Annotated in this window: 11 protein-coding genes and 1 pseudogene; 7 read left to right on the forward strand and 5 right to left on the reverse strand. The window is 47.2% G+C overall.

Annotated elements, in window-relative coordinates; all coding sequences use genetic code 11:
- Positions 1 to 452: 452 nt before the first annotated feature.
- Together J4N39_RS00250 and rarD are read right to left on the reverse strand one after the other, a co-directional pair.
- Positions 453 to 1,097 (reverse strand): LysE family translocator, encoded by a 645-nt coding sequence (locus J4N39_RS00250; RefSeq protein ID WP_252020927.1) that lies wholly within the window; start codon positions 1,095 to 1,097, stop codon positions 453 to 455.
- Positions 1,094 to 2,008, reverse strand: coding sequence for an EamA family transporter RarD (gene rarD, locus J4N39_RS00255; protein ID WP_252020929.1), 915 nt, complete (start codon positions 2,006 to 2,008; stop codon positions 1,094 to 1,096). Before rarD ends, J4N39_RS00250 begins: the two co-directional genes overlap by 4 nt.
- Positions 2,009 to 2,147: 139 nt before the next feature.
- Between rarD and recQ the strand changes: the two genes are divergently transcribed.
- From recQ to J4N39_RS00270, 3 genes are all read left to right on the forward strand, one after another.
- Positions 2,148 to 3,986 (forward strand): ATP-dependent DNA helicase RecQ, encoded by a 1,839-nt coding sequence (recQ, locus tag J4N39_RS00260; RefSeq protein ID WP_252020931.1) that lies wholly within the window; start codon positions 2,148 to 2,150, stop codon positions 3,984 to 3,986.
- Positions 3,979 to 4,290 (forward strand): DUF3630 family protein, encoded by a 312-nt coding sequence (locus J4N39_RS00265; protein WP_252020933.1) that lies wholly within the window; start codon positions 3,979 to 3,981, stop codon positions 4,288 to 4,290. Before recQ ends, J4N39_RS00265 begins: the two co-directional genes overlap by 8 nt.
- A 217-nt stretch (positions 4,291 to 4,507) precedes the next feature.
- Positions 4,508 to 5,179: a 7-cyano-7-deazaguanine/7-aminomethyl-7-deazaguanine transporter gene (locus tag J4N39_RS00270; RefSeq protein WP_252020934.1), complete on the forward strand. Its 672-nt coding sequence runs from the start codon at positions 4,508 to 4,510 to the stop codon at positions 5,177 to 5,179.
- A gap of 311 nt (positions 5,180 to 5,490) precedes the next feature.
- Here the strand turns inward: J4N39_RS00270 and J4N39_RS00275 are convergent, their stop codons facing one another.
- From J4N39_RS00275 to rhlB, 3 genes are all read right to left on the reverse strand, one after another.
- A complete protein-coding gene (locus J4N39_RS00275) occupies positions 5,491 to 6,243 on the reverse strand; it encodes a sugar nucleotide-binding protein (protein WP_252020935.1) in 753 nt (250 codons plus the stop codon).
- Positions 6,244 to 6,398: 155 nt separating this feature from the next.
- Positions 6,399 to 7,892 carry a guanosine-5'-triphosphate,3'-diphosphate diphosphatase gene (gppA, locus tag J4N39_RS00280; RefSeq protein ID WP_252020936.1) on the reverse strand — a complete coding sequence of 498 codons (1,494 nt, stop codon included), beginning with the start codon at positions 7,890 to 7,892 and terminating at the stop codon, positions 6,399 to 6,401.
- A 21-nt stretch (positions 7,893 to 7,913) separates the two neighbouring features.
- A complete protein-coding gene (gene rhlB, locus J4N39_RS00285; protein WP_252020937.1) occupies positions 7,914 to 9,206 on the reverse strand; it encodes an ATP-dependent RNA helicase RhlB in 1,293 nt (430 codons plus the stop codon).
- A gap of 111 nt (positions 9,207 to 9,317) precedes the next feature.
- On the opposite strand from rhlB, the gene trxA reads away from it, so the two are divergent.
- The 4 genes and pseudogenes from trxA to ubiD all read left to right on the forward strand — a co-directional run.
- Entirely contained in the window at positions 9,318 to 9,644 is a 327-nt protein-coding gene (trxA, locus tag J4N39_RS00290) for a thioredoxin TrxA (protein ID WP_252020938.1), read from the forward strand.
- A gap of 200 nt (positions 9,645 to 9,844) precedes the next feature.
- On the forward strand, positions 9,845 to 11,104 hold the full coding sequence (gene rho, locus J4N39_RS00295) for a transcription termination factor Rho (RefSeq protein WP_252020939.1): 1,260 nt from the start codon (positions 9,845 to 9,847) through the stop codon (positions 11,102 to 11,104).
- A gap of 110 nt (positions 11,105 to 11,214) precedes the next feature.
- On the forward strand, positions 11,215 to 12,201 hold the full coding sequence (locus J4N39_RS00300; RefSeq protein ID WP_252020940.1) for a hypothetical protein: 987 nt from the start codon (positions 11,215 to 11,217) through the stop codon (positions 12,199 to 12,201).
- Between the two features lie 88 nt (positions 12,202 to 12,289).
- Positions 12,290 to 13,676 (forward strand): annotated as a pseudogene (ubiD, locus tag J4N39_RS00305) (4-hydroxy-3-polyprenylbenzoate decarboxylase); the annotation flags it as partial.

The raw sequence follows: 13,676 nt of genomic DNA on the forward strand, positions 1-13,676 counted from the left end.
TAATCACTTCCTAGTGAGTCTTCCGTGCCATCATCCTGATTGTGTCCTTAACATCTTCCTGATGTTTCGTCCTTGCCTTCTTCCTGAAGGTGTCCATTCAATCCTTTGTCGTTACCATCCTAGCAACGCCGCTGTCCTTAAATGTCCTTTTTTGTCCAGACTCACTGCTCTTCCTGAGTAGTGATGGCTTCGTCCAGAAGCGCCAATCCAATCGGCTTCCTAATCCATGTCGTCATCTTGTCGACAAGGAAAATATTACTCCAATCCCTTTTTCACACAACGCATCAAACAGAAAAAATCTGCACCTTAGTTGGTTTTTATTTGTTCATGTCATTTAAAAACAATGAGTTATGATGGGTTGTGGTACATTGCTTGGTGCATAAAAGCATAAATACTTACGTCCGTGTGAGATATCTCTTACACACCAAGGGAAGAATTGAGATTGTTGCTGGTCAGGTGAAGGTGACGGAGAGCACGGAATACCAGATACCAACGCCAACACTACAGAAAACTAGCCCACATAGACCATCAATGTAGCGACTCGCTTGGTGCATTTTTCGCTGCAACCTTTGGGTCGATAGGGCCCATGCTAGAAAGCTAAACCAGAAAAAAGATAAGCCACCTAAAATCACCAGTGCAATTGCCTTACCAGTGGTCGACATATCCGCAGGTACTAGGCTAGACATCAGGCTAATGAAGAACACCACCGCTTTCGGGTTAAGAATATTGGTGATGAAACCTCTGATAAAGGCACGTCGTTTGTTTTTGATTAACTGCTGTGGCTTTTCAAAGACATTGCTTGAAGTGCCACGCAAAGAGCGTAGTGCTCCAATGCCTAGGTACAAGAGATAGCTAGCTCCAGCGACTTGCACCAATGCAAATAGGGTTGGGTGTTGGTGTACCAACACACTTACGCCAGTCAGGCTAAACAGTGAGTGCAGCAAAATGCCGACCGATAGGCCAGCGGCGATTGCAATACCAGTACTACGACCATGGCGGGCGGCATTTTGTACCACTAGTGCTACGTCGGGGCCTGGGCTCATTAAACCAATAAAATGAACGAGGGCGATGGTGGACAGGGTAGTTAACTCATTCATGAGCGGCGCTCACTTAGCTTTTTGTTCTTGCGACTACTGTGTAGCCCATCAAGACTGAAGATAACCAAGGCTGCCCAAATAAACGCAAAAGTTAAGCCTTTATCTGCGGTAAAGGGTTCGTCGTAGACCAAGACGGCAAGCAAAAACATCAAGCTTGGGCCGATGTACTGGAAAAATCCTAGGGTTGAAAACTTGATGCGAGTGGCTGCACCAGTGAAACATAGCAATGGCAATGTTGTTACCAAGCCTGCGCACATCAGAAGCGTATTGAGGTGCCAATCATTGAGTAACATATCGGATGTCGGCGTATCGGCAATAAACAGTAGGTAGATGGTCGCCGCAGGTAACATCATCAAGGTTTCAATGAACAATCCTGTTTTGGCGTCAAGGTTAACCTTTTTGCGCATTAGCCCGTAGATGCCAAAACTGAACGCAAGCGAGAGAGCAACCACTGGTACGGAACCGAATACCGCTAACTGAATAGCAACACCGGTTCCGGCAAGAGCAACCGCAAACCATTGCAGCTTACGTAGGCGTTCACTAAGAAAGACCATGCCCAGTACAACGTTGAGCAGCGGGTTGATATAGTATCCCAAGCTGGCATCCAGCATGTGCCCCGAATTGACCGCCCAGATAAAAATAAGCCAATTACCGCCCACCAGTACACTGGTGATTAGCAAAATCATCGTGGTTTTCTTGTTGGCTAAAGTGTTGGCTACGGTGCGCCATCCGCGCCCGATAAAAAGTAGCGCCGCCAAGAAAAAGAAAGACCATACCACTCGGTGGGAAAGTATTTCTAAAGGGCTAACTTGTGCAAGAGATTTAAAGTAGATGGGTGCGATGCCCCACATGGTGTAAGCCGCTATTGCCAAAAGGATACCTTGGCGTGAGCGTTGTTGTTCTAACGTCATTAGATCACGAGGGTTTAATTATCATTGGCGCAGTATAAGCGCCAGACGTTTATAAACCTAACAAATTGCGGTTTTCTTCACCTATGAATGACTCTACAATGTGTCGCCTTGCCAAATTACCACAGACGAAGAGTTTACGATGACCGATACTGCGTTAGCCCAGCCGCTGACAACTTCCCAGCCGACACCAAAACAGGTGTTAGCTGACGTTTTTGGTTATCAAGAATTCCGTCCTGGGCAACAACAAGTCATTGAAGCGGCACTCTCGGGTAAAGATAGCTTGGTTATTCTGCCCACAGGTGGCGGCAAGTCATTGTGCTATCAAATCCCAGCGCTGGCAAAGTCGGGCTTAACGCTAGTGATCTCTCCGTTGATCTCCTTAATGAAAGATCAGGTGGATCAGCTCAAAGCCAATGGGGTTGCTGCTGAGTGTGTTAACTCAACCATGGATCGAGACCAGCTGATTAAGGTGTATCAGCGCATTAATGCGGGTCAGTTAAAGCTGCTTTATGTCTCTCCAGAGCGAATCCTTAATCGTGACTTTCTGTCTCGTTTTGACCCAAGTCAGATTGCCATGATCGCTGTGGATGAAGCCCACTGTATCTCTCAATGGGGACATGATTTTCGCCGTGAGTATGCCCAGTTAGGTGAATTAAAACAGTGGTACCCTAACGTACCTGTCATGGCGCTGACAGCGACCGCAGATAATGCCACTCGTGCAGATATCGTCTCCCGTTTACATCTTCAAGACCATTTTGAATTTTTGGGCAGTTTTGACCGTCCTAATATCCAGTACAACTTGGTGGAGAAACATAAGCCGGTTTCTCAAGTGGTTCGCTTCCTTGCAACTCAGCAAAATCAGTGTGGCATCATTTACTGCGGCAGTCGGAAAAAAGTGGAAATGTTGACTGAAAAGCTGTGTAACAACCATATTCGCGCTGCAGGTTACCATGCGGGCATGGAGACCGACGAGCGAGCTTGGGTACAAGACGCTTTCCAGAAAGATGATATCCAAGTGGTGGTTGCGACCGTTGCATTTGGCATGGGAATAAACAAGCCAAATGTACGATTCGTGGTGCACTTCGATATTCCACGCAATATCGAGTCCTACTATCAGGAAACTGGCCGTGCAGGGCGTGATGGCCTGCCCGCTGAAGCTATGATGCTGTACGATCCCGCTGACATTAGTTGGCTGCGACGTATGCTGGATGAAAAGGATGACGGCCCACAAAAGGACGTTGAAGCACATAAGCTCAATGCGATGAATGCCTTTGCGGAAGCGCAAACCTGTCGTCGACAAGTGCTGCTAAATTATTTTGGTGAGTACAGTGATAAACCCTGTGGTAACTGCGATATTTGCCTAGATCCGCCGAAACATTTCGATGGCACAGAAGCGGCGCAAAAAGCACTCTCTTGTGTGTATCGAGTCAATCAAAGCTTTGGCGTTGGCTATGTGGTAGAAGTGATGCGTGGTATGCAAAACATCCGCATCCGAGAATTGGGTCATGACAAGCTGTCCACATATGGTATTGGTCGAGAGCACAGCCATGACTATTGGGTGAGTATCATTCGCCAATTGATTCATAAAGGATTACTGACCCAAAACATCACCCGTAACTCCACTTTACAACTGACCGAAGAAGCAAGACCAGTGCTGCGTGGTGAAGTGCCAATAGAGCTCGCAGTGCCACGATTAGACACCGCTGCTCGAAGCGCCAAAGCGGACAAGCTCACTAGTAAGAATTACGATAAGAAACTGTTTGCTAGACTGCGTAAACTACGTAAGTCGATTGCCGATGAAGATGGCTTGCCCCCTTATGTTGTCTTTAGTGATGCCACACTTATTGATATGACCGAAGTTATGCCAACCTCCTATGGGGAGATGCTAGCAGTGAACGGCGTGGGCCAGCGTAAATTGGATAAATACGCCGATCCATTTTTAGATCTTATTCAGGAGTACCTCACCAACAATGGCTAATTTCTCACTCAACCACTTTGATGCCGAGCATGGACGCATCATTATCGAATGCCCTGAGTTTGACTACGACAGCTTCGCCGAGCTAGGCCAAATTTTTGTAGATTTGTTGTCGGCTAAAGTCATTGAGCGCCAACAAGACGCCGACCTGCACACCTGGCTGATCGACTTCGAGGGTTGCCAACTTATGTTGAAAGGCGAGCACTATTCGGCATCTATGTGGTTAGAAGCTCTTAGCACCACTGAAAGCCAAGAAGAACTAAAGTATCTAGCTACTTTGCTAAAAAGTGGTGCAGTCCGCCGCTAACTCCGTAAACCGCTAGCCGTTTACCGAGAGTAAATCGTTTGCCTAAAAAACACCCATTGCCTCACAATTTGATTAATGTATAATCGCCCACCGCTTGAGAGGCCAGCTCTATCGAGCTGCAAGCAGACAATTTGATTAACTGAAGCCAAGGCTTATCCGCCTAACTTCGATTTGGGTTCCCTCATCCCCCAAATAAAAACACTAAAAAGGCAAAAGTATGACTAACTTTTCCCCTGCGCAGCAGCGCAACGCACTGGGTTTTCTAGTGCTATTTCACCTTGTGATCATTGCTTCAAGTAACTACTTGGTGCAGCTTCCATTTACTATTTTTGGGTTCCACACTACGTGGGGCGCTTTCACATTTCCATTTATCTTTTTGGCGACTGACCTAACGGTACGCATCTTCGGTGCTCAATTGGCGCGTAAGATTATCTTCTTAGTGATGGTGCCAGCGCTGGTCGTTTCTTATTTACTTTCGGTACTTTTCTTTGAAGGACAATTCCAAGGGGTGGCGGGACTGAGTGAGTTCAACCTGTTTGTGGCTCGCATCGCAGTGGCTAGCTTCATGGCTTACATGCTGGGTCAGATCTTGGATGTGCATGTGTTTAACCGCTTACGTCAGCTAAAAGCATGGTGGGTAGCACCGACCTGCTCTACACTCATCGGTAATGCGCTAGATACCTTAGCCTTCTTTGGCATTGCTTTCTATCAAAGCCCTGATGCCTTTATGGCCGAGCACTGGACTGAGATTGCTCTGGTCGACTACGGTTTTAAGCTGGTGATTAGCCTTGGTTTGTTTGTGCCAATGTATGGCGTGTTGCTTAACTACTTGGTTAAGAAGCTAACCGTTGTGGACTCTGAATTGACCATGACCGGCGTGACTCGCTAAGTCGAATATTCACAACAAATTGTCCGCAAAAATACCGCCCATTGAGGCGGTATTTTTGTATCTGTACAGTGCATAGAGTATTTGGATCATAGGTAACCCAAAGCTACTTAAGCTGTACCCGAAAAAAATGAATTGCTTTTGGCTCCTCCCCTTTCCAAGGGGAGGTTGGGAGGGGTTCTGAAATAAGTTGCTATTTTACAATTGTTTATATATGAAAGAACCCCCTCCAGCTCCCCCCGGGACGCCGGCCGCTTGAAAAGGGGGAGAGTGTAATACTGTACAGCTTGGTAAGCATTTGGAACATTGGTGACCTAAAGCTCCCCAAGCTGGATCGTGAGGCTTGGCAGTGCAATTCGCTGATCACTTAAACGCTGGTCGTGTTGATGCTTGGTGCATACCTTTATTTGCCACTCTTTGTCGTAACGCTTATTGATTAAGGTAACAAGTTCAAAGAAAGAGAGCTTCGAGTTTAGGTTGCTATCAAGGTGATAAAGTCCCGGTTCGTTGCGTTCAATCAGTTGTAAGAAAGCGATTGAAGTATCACTCATATGGGAGGTCGCCGGATACCAAAGTGTACTGGCTTCAATCACACCATTTTCTCGATGCTGAGCATCCAGTTGATCAATCATATTATTGCCTTTGGCATTGGGGTGAAACTGCCAGCCGATTCGAGCGATCATCGCATTTGGGTTGTTTCGCCATATGGTATCTTCACAACCAATTTTGTAGAGGGCATATTCATCTTCGCCATCTCGTGGGTGGGTAATATCGTAGGGGCCATCATTTTTATGACTAAAAACCATTGCGGTACTGGAATATAGATAGGGAATTTGTTGCTGCTTGGCTTTTTTCGCTAACCATCCCGCCCACGCCTCGCTGCCCATGGCAAGATGGCACACGGCGTCAATTTGGTGTTGCTGCCAAAAGGCTTCTCTGGCTTGTTCATCGTCAGGGTTGTGCTGGTGGTGATCCCAAGCAATCACTTCCCAACCTCGACTCTTAAACTGCTCGGCAACTTTAGGCCCTAGTGTGCCTGACAATCCGGTTAACAATAGCTGCTTCATTTCAACTCCCAATAACAGTGATTTAGAAATTAGTGTAGAGCGATCAATGAGGCAGAAAATGGGGTAGAACAAAAGCTAAGAAGTGGGTCAAGTTTTGTAGGGCATCGATATAAAAAAAGCTCGCATTGGCGAGCTTTTAACGTTGGTTGACAGGCTTAGCATGCTTTGATGGTCAGTGGCCATCCAAGGTCGCTTTGGCGATTTGCTTCAATCTCTAGCTCTGCGCAAGTCAGAGGGTTTTTCTCTAACCAGACTTTCTCAACGCACATCTCCAGCACATCATCATTGGCCGTCAAACTGACTTTCGGCTGAAGCTGTTGGGAGCGACGATGGGTCAGCAGTATAGCAAGGCGCAATAGGCGCAACAGGCGATTGGCACTGCTTGTAGAGAGTGCGTGCTGATCAGGTAGTGAGCCGATCTGTTCACGGTAACGACGAGCCATTTCAGAGATCAAGAACTTCTGTGCTCGAGTGTAACCCGGCAAATCGAGATGCTTAAGCAGATAAGCACTGTGCTCGCCGCCTTTCTTGTAGTCGATACTCATGCCGATTTCGTGCAGTTCAGCCACTGTGCTTAACAGGTAGTGTGCTTGAGGCTCTGTAATCCAGTGTTCATCGCCACATTGCTTGAGCAGCTCTAGTGCTGTATTAGCTACTTGATGGCCATACGCCACATCCAACTGGTAACGTTTTTGCACGCTAGCAATAGTGCGTTGACGAATATCGTCTTGGCGCATCTGTGCAATCATCTCATAGCACAAGCCTTCACGCAGTGCGCCGCCAGCCAGTGTCATTGAGTCAATTTCTAGTAGCTCAAAGATGGCGATTAGAATAGAGAGGCCACTTGGGAATACCAAAGCACGTTCAAGGGTGAGGCCATCGATTTCCAGCTCTTCTAGGTGGTCTGCCAGCATTGCCTGTTTTTGCAGGCGCTTGAGCTTGGCGTGGGTGATGACTTCATCCATGCCCTGCGCCAACATAATTTCTTGCAGAGCTTGCACTGTACCACTGGCACCGACACAAAGATCCCAGCCGATCGACTGATAGTTGTTAAGGATCGGTTGCAAGGTTTGCTTGGCGGCTTCGATCGCATTGTCGAAGTTTTTCTGATTCAACTGGCGATCTTTAAAGTGACGCTCTAGCCACGTTACGCAGCCCATTTTTAGGCTGGTGAGGGCTTTAGCATCGAAGCCTTCACCGATAATCAACTCTGTGCTGGCACCACCAATATCCACCACAAGTCGACGCCCCATACCACCTGATGTGTGGGCGACACCTTTATAGATAGTGGCCGCTTCTTCTTCTCCGCAAATCACCTCGATTGGGTAACCTAGGATTTGATGCGCTTTCTCAAGGAAAATATCCACATTAGTTGCGGTGCGCAGGGTAGCAGTACCTACAATGCGAATATTTTCAGGTGCGATGTCCTGCAATCGTTCTGCAAATAAGCTGAGGCAGTCCCAGCCACGCTGCATCGCTTCACTGCTGAGGTTATTATTTTCATCCAACCCAGCGGCGAGGCGCACTTTGCGCTTTATCTTCGCCATAGTTTGAACGCTGCCATCGATATGACGCACAACGAGCATGTGGAAACTGTTCGACCCGAGGTCGATAGCAGCATACAAAGGTGAAGAGGTGTCCTGACTCATGCTTATTCAAATCTTCCTGATTTACTTATTGTGATTGCGTGGACGAGATGGACGTTTGCGACCACCTTGCTTGTTGCCACCAGTATTGGTGCGACGGTTCTGCGGGTTGCGGCTACGCATGCGTAGTGGGGCAGGCAGATCTGTCAGTAGTGCATCGGCATCGTAGTCAGAGACTGGGATAGCGTGCTCGATGTACTCTTCGATAGTGGTTAGGTTGATAGCATAGTCTTCACAAGCAAAGCTGATGGAGTGTCCGCTAGCACCTGCACGACCAGTACGACCGATACGGTGTACGTAGTCTTCACAATCGTCAGGAAGATCGAAGTTAAATACGTGGGTAACTTGTGGGATATGTAGACCACGCGCTGCAACATCAGTAGCAACCAAGATATCAACGTGACCCTGAGTAAACTGCTCTAGGATACGCTCACGTTTCTTCTGCGGAACATCACCAGTCAGAAGACCTACACGATGACCATCGGCCGCAAGGTGGCCCCAGATAGATTCACACTTATGTTTGGTGTTGGCGAACACAATCGCTCGGTCTGGCCATTCCTCTTCCATCAAGGTTTGCAGTAGCGCCATCTTGTGTTCGTTCGATGGGTAAAACAGCTCTTCTTGGATGCGATGACCGGTTTTTTGTTCAGGTTCAACCACAACGTGCTCTGGGTTATGCATGTGTTCAAACGCTAGCTCTTGCACTCGGTAAGAAAGCGTTGCTGAAAACAGCATGTTTAAGCGCTCGTTTGGTTGAGGCATGCGACGGAACAAGAAGCGAATATCTTTAATGAAGCCAAGATCGAACATGCGGTCCGCTTCATCAAGCACAACCGCTTGGATGTCGTTTAGGTTGAATATACGTTGCTTGAAGAAATCGATAATACGGCCCGTGGTACCTATCAGGATATCTACCCCTTTTTCGATCTCACCTAGCTGCTTCTCGTAGGGTTCACCACCGTAAGCAAGTGCGGCACGGATGCCAGTGCTTTCCATCAGCGGCGCTGCATCGTTAAAAATCTGAATGGCCAGTTCACGGGTAGGTGCCATGATAATCGCACGAGGTTGGTTCGGCTTGCGATCCTCATGAGCTGGTGTATTCAGTAGGTGGTTAAAGGTAGCAGTAAGGAAAGCGAGTGTCTTACCAGTCCCTGTTTGGGCCTGGCCTGCGATGTCTTGGCCGGTGAGCAGTACCGGCAGCGCCAAGGCTTGGATAGGGGTACAAAACTCGAACCCCTTTTTCTCAAGACCTTCAATGATTTGGGGATGAAGATCCAAATCGGCGAACTTTTGCTCTGTGATATGCGTCTTTTTCATCACTATAGAATATCAGTATAAGCTTGCAATACGGAAGTAAATACATTCCAATAAGGCATCTATTTGCTGGTTATCGTCCAACCAGTTCTAAAAAACACATTGGAGTGGAAGATGAGTGACAAGATTTTGCAGCTGACCGACGACGGTTTTGAGAAAGACGTGATCCAAGCTGCAGGCCCAGTATTAGTGGATTTTTGGGCTGAATGGTGTGGACCTTGTAAGATGATCGCACCGATTCTTGACGAAATCGCTGATGAGTACGAAGGCAAGCTAACCATTGGTAAGCTAAACATTGATCAGAACGCTGGCACGCCACCGAAATACGGTATTCGTGGTATCCCAACGCTACTACTATTTAAAGATGGTGGTGTTGCAGCGACAAAAGTTGGCGCACTATCGAAAACTCAGCTTAAAGAGTTCCTAGACGCGAACCTTTAATCTCGCCTTCAAGTAAAAAGCCGTGCATTATCACATTTTGCACGGTTTTGATTTTTCCATATAGCTAGACTAGGCTTGTTTTTAGTGCTAATTTATCGCACGGAATTTAAGCAAATGTTCATTTCTTGGTCGATCCTGAGACCAAATCCCTCTTAACTAACACAACAGATCCTATTTTGACTAAACAAGTATCCACTACTATGAACCTGACAGAACTTAAGAACAGACCTGTGTCTGAGCTTGTGAAACTGGGTGAAAGCCTAGGTCTTGAGAACCTAGCGCGTTTAAGAAAACAAGACATCATCTTCGCTATCCTGAAAGCTCACGCAAAAAGTGGTGAAGACATTTTTGGTGACGGGGTTCTGGAAATTCTTCAAGACGGGTTTGGCTTCCTACGTAGCGCCGATAGTTCATACCTTGCTGGCCCTGATGACATCTACGTCTCTCCTAGCCAGATCCGCCGCTTCAACCTACGTACTGGTGACTCAATTGCCGGTAAGATTCGACCTCCTAAAGATGGTGAACGTTACTTTGCTCTACTAAAAGTAAACACGGTTAACCACGACAAACCAGATAACGCTCGCAACAAGATCCTGTTTGAAAACTTAACCCCTCTGCACGCGAATGAGCGTATGGTGATGGAGTGTGGTAATGGTTCTACAGAAGACATTACGGCGCGTGTTCTTGATCTCGCATCACCAATTGGTAAAGGTCAACGTGGTCTTATCGTTGCTCCGCCAAAAGCGGGTAAAACCATGCTGCTGCAAAACATTGCGCAGAGCATTGCTCGTAACAACCCAGAATCTGAGCTAATGGTGCTTCTTATCGACGAACGTCCAGAAGAAGTAACCGAGATGCAACGCCTAGTTAAAGGTGAAGTAGTCGCATCAACATTTGATGAGCCAGCGTCTCGCCACGTACAGGTTGCTGAGATGGTGATCGAGAAGGCAAAACGTCTTGTTGAACACAAGAAAGACGTGGTTATCTTACTTGACTCAATTACTCGTCTAGCGCGCGCATACAACACAGTGATCCCTTCATCTGGTAAAGTTCTTACCGGTGGTGTGGATGCTAACGCATTGCATCGTCCAAAGCGTTTCTTCGGTGCGGCTCGTAACGTAGAAGAAGGCGGTAGCCTTACTATCATCGCAACTGCGCTAGTAGATACTGGTTCTAAGATGGATGAAGTTATCTACGAAGAGTTTAAAGGTACAGGTAACATGGAACTGCACCTAAACCGTAAGATTGCTGAGAAACGTGTCTTCCCTGCGATTGATTTCAACCGCTCAGGTACTCGTCGTGAAGAGCTACTGACCAAAGCCGATGAACTACAGAAAATGTGGATCTTGCGTAAGATTGTTCACCCAATGGGCGAAATCGACGCAATGGAGTTCCTAATCGACAAGCTAGCGATGACCAAGACTAACGATGAGTTTTTTGACGCAATGCGCCGTCAATAAGCTTCAGCGTTTAAAAATTGCAACGCCACCCACACGGGTGGCGTTTTTATTTGCCTCAGCTAAGAAGCCTTACCATAATATTGCTGTAGCCAATATTTGGAGATGGTTCGATGCGACACGGATGGTCAGCATGGCTCCTCGCTGGGTTACTCATAGTTCCTAATGCTCTGGCAAAAGAGATAACCCCACAGGAAGTGGCAGCTTGGGAACAAGACCTGCAGGTGCTCACAAAAGCTGATGAGTTTTACCAGTACATATTGTCCAATGACATCAGTTCATTGGAGTTTGCCCTTGCGCGCTTAACACTACCTCAACAGGAGGTTGTGCGTTTTTTGTTGCTTGAACACATGGAAGAGCAACACTTGATACTCTCCCCTCAAGTCACTCGCTTTGTGCAATCACAATTAAGTCATACCCCAGTTTACAAGATCCGTGAACAAGGAGATGGCTATGAAATTGTCGTGCCCGTATACAACAGCAGTGCCGTTGCTCACCGATTGCTTAAACAGCAAGCAGAAGATCACGCCGTATTAGATTTTGTGCTGCTGGCTGAGCAAAATAAATTGCATCTGCAAGATTGGTTGTCAGGACAAGAGCGAAAGCCAAGAGAAAACTTGCTGGTGGACGAGCTCGACTCACTCTCACCTCAGGCATTCAATGTGTTAACCGAGCAGTTGGTCGATCTCTCTAGAGCCAGTTGGGTGCCATCGAGCTCAGTAGTCGCCAAGTTCGCAGAATTAAGTCAAGATCAACGCATCTATGACCTGCTTTGGCGAATGCGTGCCGACAGTCATAGTCGTAAAGAGTTGCAACGTTTGTCTAAACAAGGTGATGAATTTGCGGTCAGCCAGATGATTGCAGCAACCACGAACCCTTCGCTTAATGACATTGCACTGAACCAACTTACACGCATACACCCGATGCCGATTGAAGTGAAAACCTTCTTTGTTGAACAGCTTCAGCAAAAAGAGTTTACCGAGTTAGTCGCGACTAAACTTCGTGAGCAGGGGCATAGCAACTGGCTTGAGCAGTTAGCCACTCAGTCGTCGGGAATTGACTCTAAAACTTTGTTAAGAGTATTGAGGCGTTCCGAGTAGCCCTGATATAAACAGGGCTTTGTGCAGCTTATGCTGATGTTTCGCTTTTGTTATACTGGCCAAAGACTACTTAGCCAGCTAAAGGCCTATGAATTTTAAGGATTTGCGAGAGTTTTTGGACTACCTTGAGCGCAATGGACAGCTCAAGCGTATTAGTCACCCGGTCGACCCTGCCTACGAAATGACAGAAATTAGTGATCGCACACTAAGAGCGGCGGGGCCTGCATTACTGTTTGAAAACCCTGTCGGGTATGACATGCCAGTATTAACCAATTTATTTGGTACTCCTGAGCGTGTGGCCATGGGCATGGGAAGAGAAAGTGTTTCGGACCTTCGAGAAGTGGGTAAATTGCTCGCTTATCTAAAAGAACCAGAACCTCCTCGCGGTTTCAAAGATGCCTTGAGCAAAATCCCTTTATTCAAACAAGTGCTCAATATGCCAGCTAAGCGATTGAGTAAAGCACCTTGTCAGCAAGTCGTTTGGCAAGGTGAGCAAATTGACTTGGATAAAATTCCCGTAATGAGTTGTTGGTCTGAAGACGTTGCGCCGCTATTAACGTGGGGCTTGACTGTGACCAAGGGGCCAAACAAAAAGCGCCAAAACTTAGGGATCTACCGTCAGCAGAAAATTGCCAAGAACAAAATAATCATGCGTTGGTTAGCTCACCGTGGTGGTGCGCTCGATCTGCGTGATTGGATGGAGGCGAATCCGGGCAAACCCTTTCCAGTCTCAGTTGCCTTTGGTGCAGACCCTGCCACCATCTTGGGGGCGGTGACACCTGTACCAGACACCTTGTCTGAGTATGCTTTTGCGGGCTTACTACGTGGCAGTCGCACCGAAGTGGTTAAGTCGGTGAGCAATGATCTCGAAGTCCCTGCGAGTGCAGAGATAGTCATGGAAGGTTATATAGACCCCAATGAGTTTGCTGACGAAGGACCATACGGCGATCACACCGGGTACTATAATGAGGCGGAAAAACATCACGTTTTTACCATCACTCATATCACCATGCGTGAAAATCCTATTTATCACAGTACCTATACGGGACGACCACCTGATGAGCCAGCGGTGCTAGGTGTGGCACTCAATGAAGTGTTTGTGCCCATCTTGCAAAAGCAGTTCCCAGAAATTATTGATTTCTACTTACCACCAGAAGGTTGTTCCTATCGAATGGCAGTAGTTTCAATTAAGAAGCAATATCCTGGACATGCTAAACGGGTCATGATGGGTGTTTGGTCTTTCTTACGCCAATTCATGTACACCAAGTTTGTCATCATAGTCGATGAAAACGTCAATACTCGAGATTGGGGAGAAGTGGTTAACGCAATGACGAGCCACATGTTGCCTAAACGAGACAATCTGTTTATTGACCATACACCGATAGACTCGCTTGATTTTGTATCCCCAGTTGCTGGTTTGGGTTCCAAAATGGGTTTGGATGCGACTGAAAAATGGGACGCTGAGTTAGCGATGA

It is taken from the genome of Vibrio sp. SCSIO 43136 (genome assembly GCF_023716565.1).
In the GTDB taxonomy this organism is placed as follows: Bacteria; Pseudomonadota; Gammaproteobacteria; order Enterobacterales; family Vibrionaceae; genus Vibrio.